Origin of the sequence: Lentzea roselyniae (genome assembly GCF_039537795.1) — a bacterium.
Classification (GTDB): Bacteria; Actinomycetota; Actinomycetes; order Mycobacteriales; family Pseudonocardiaceae; genus Lentzea; species Lentzea atacamensis.
Genome location: NZ_BAABBE010000102.1, coordinates 1 through 2,864, shown reverse-complemented (window position 1 = coordinate 2,864; position 2,864 = coordinate 1). Strand labels below are relative to the sequence as shown.

At 66.8% G+C, this 2,864-nt stretch carries 3 protein-coding genes; all 3 read left to right on the top strand.

The features are described 5' to 3' along the window. Positions 1-301 (top strand): hypothetical protein (locus ABFX45_RS45975; protein ID WP_346137392.1); only part of this gene is annotated, 301 nt, incomplete at its 5' end. Between the two features lie 64 nt (positions 302-365). Further along, positions 366-509, top strand: a complete 144-nt coding sequence (locus ABFX45_RS45970) for a hypothetical protein (RefSeq protein ID WP_346137391.1) — start codon at positions 366-368, stop codon at positions 507-509. Positions 510-893: 384 nt separating this feature from the next. Further along, the gene (locus tag ABFX45_RS45965; protein WP_346137390.1) at positions 894-2,765 is read left to right on the top strand and encodes a galactose oxidase early set domain-containing protein; all 1,872 of its coding nucleotides are present in this window, start codon (positions 894-896) and stop codon (positions 2,763-2,765) included. The last annotated feature ends 99 nt before the right edge of the window (positions 2,766-2,864 follow it).

The following is a 2,864-nucleotide window of genomic DNA, read 5'->3' as shown; positions in this document are numbered from 1 at the left end:
CATCTTCGGCAAGGGGGCGCCCGACGACCTCGTCGTCATCACGGGCGTGCTCGACACCGGGTACGAGTCGGAGAAGGCGAAGAACCCCGGCGGCCACGAGGGCCTGATCGAGGGCCACACGACCTACTTCTACTGCGGCGGCGCGAAGGGCGACATCGCGTGCGGCGCATGGGCCGCGGTCGGCGAGAACAAGACCCTGGCCATGGGTCTGCGCCAGCCGAACGCCGACAGGTCACGGCTGCTCCTCGCAACCCAGGGCGGCATGACCGAAGTGCTCCGCCGCCTGCCGAAGGCGTCGTGAAGACCGTGCTGGGAAGCGTGTCCAGGTGAGGAACCTTTGACTGGTTCCCGTTCTGCCGGCGCGCGTGGCGGGCTCGACCAAGGAGCTCCCGTCGACGCCGCCCAAGTGCGCCGACACCGACCCGTGCACGCTGTTCCAGCCCGGTGACCTCGACGAGCAGCTGTCCGGCCCGCCGTCGCGTGCGAACTACCACGGCCGCCAGACCTGATGAGGTTCATCCGAGACCTGGCGAACCCTCCAGCGGATGCAGCTTCGAGCAGCACCTGAGGAAATGCCACGTGTTCTGAGACCGATCATGGTGACATCGCCGTGAGACGACCGAGAAATCCGCGGGCCACACGAGATCGACATCTCACGAGCGGTGAGACAATCACCTGTCCGACCTATCGTCCATTGGTAGACATGGATCTATGCTTGCGCGACGAGAACTTCACGCTTGATTGTCGTTCGACTCCGGCTCCGGGTTCGGATATTCGACGCAGCGGGCGGGTGTGTGCACGAACTGAGGCGCGGACGTTGCCCACACGGGTGTGATGCGAATACACGAGCAATTTTTCGATTTAGTCTCGGTTGCAAGCAGAAGGTGATCACAATGAGACCCATTCGGCTGCCCGCCGTCCTGTTCGCTCTTGTTGTGGGGGCCACGACCCTGGTCGGCGTAGCCGGGTCAGGGGCGGGTGGTGCGGCGATGCTCTCGCCGGCCGAGGTTGGTGAGTGGTCCGCGCCGTTCTGGGAAGGTGATGCGCGGAACCCGGCGGTTCCGCTCGACCCTCCGTCGCTGGAGAAGGGCCGGGAGTTCCCCAGCGCGGCGCACATCGCGCTGCTGCCGAGCGGCAAGGTTCTGTACTGGAACGGCCTGGAGGGCACCGAGGACGCCGTCCCGCTCAACGCCGCCACGTACCCGCAGTTCGCCAAGAACGCCCGCGCTCGGGTGCTGGATCTGAACGGCCCGACGTGGTCTGTTCCGACGCCGGAACGCGGGTACGAGCCCCCTCCCGGTGATCCCGACGGTCACCTTTCCCGGCACAACCTGTTCTGCGCCGATCAGAAGCTGCTCCACGACGGCACGGTGCTGATCGCCGGTGGCGAGTCCCGGCCGGGCGACACCATGGGCATCCGCGAGACCAGGGTGTTCACCCCGGAAGGTGCTGCGGGAACCTTCGCCAACGTCGGTGACATGGTCAAGCCGCGGTGGTATCCGTCGCTGATCACCCTTCCCGACGGGAAGGTGCTGGTGCTGACCGGCACGACCCAGATGTTCACGCCCGACGCCGAGCAGCATGTGCACGGTTCGTACACCTCCTACAACAACGTGCGGGAGCAGGAGGTCTATGACCTCACCACCAGGCGGTGGGAACAGAAGAAGACCCCGATGTTGTCCTTGCCGCTGTACGCGCGGGTGCACCTCATGCCCAACGGCAAGGTCTTCTACCCCGCGGCCGGCAACGGTTGGGGCGGGGCCGGGCAGACACCCGACGAGGCCCTGTGGACCGAGCAGCGCCTCTACGACCCGCAAACGGACAGCTGGCAAGTGGCGGGTACGGGCCAGTACGGCTTCCGTGAGCCTACCTCGGCACTGCTTCGGCTCGAGCCGCCCTATCAACAGGCCAAGGTGTTGCTCGCCGGCGGCACGGTCATGCCCATGCCGACACCGCCGACAGCCAACACCCTCAGCGAGGTCGTCACTGTCACCGGCGACACCGTGAGCAACGACGGGCAGAGGAAAGGCCCGCTGGACGGCAAGTTGGGTGACCAGTCCCAGTTGCGCAACCCCCGCTGGGCGTCCAGCCCGACCGTGTTGCCGACCGGAGAGGTGATCTTGTTCAGCGGCGCCGACACGGAGGAGTCGCTGCTACCGGGAACCGAGAAGGCGGTTCGCACCGCGGAACTGTACGACCCGGCCACCAACACCTGGCGCAACCTGGCCGCTGGCAGCCGCGACCGCACCTACCACAACGTCGCCCTGCTGCTGCCCGACGGACGGGTCCTGGTCGGCGGGCACACGCCGGTGCGCGTGTTCGACGGCTCACCTGCACCCTCCAACAGCTACCGGGACGCCAGCTTCGAGATCTACAGCCCGCCCTACCTGTTCCGGGGGCCCCGGCCGCAGATCAAGCAGTTCGGGGTGAGCGCCACCGGCCACCAGCTCGACATCAAGGTCGCAGGAAGCAGCAGCGAGATCTCGGGGGTGGTGGCGGTCCGGTTCGGCTCCAGCACCCACTCCGTCGACGCCGATCAACGGGCGGTTTCCCTGCCGTTCGAGCCGATAGCCGACGGGGTGCTCAAGGCACGGCTGCCCAGCCAGGCCGGCACCGGCCTGACGGACGGCAACATCCTGCCACCCGGCCCCTATCACATCTTCGTCCTGCGAAACACGCCTGACGGACCAGTTCCCTCCATCGCCCGCACTGTCTTCACCAAACCCGCCGGCGACGGTCGGGTTACCTTCGCACTCGCGCCGTAGTGACCTGAACGATCCCGGTTTGCGTCTGGCCGGTGCGGTGATCGATTGCGGGATGGTGCGCGCCCTGCATGGCAGTGCCCCGGCCAGTAGCTTTGGTCG

Excerpts from the sequence above, each read along its gene's own strand:
- ABFX45_RS45965 (WP_346137390.1), top strand. The coding sequence starts at position 894 with ATGAGACCCATTCGGCTGCCCGCCGTCCTGTTCGCTCTTGTTGTGGGG.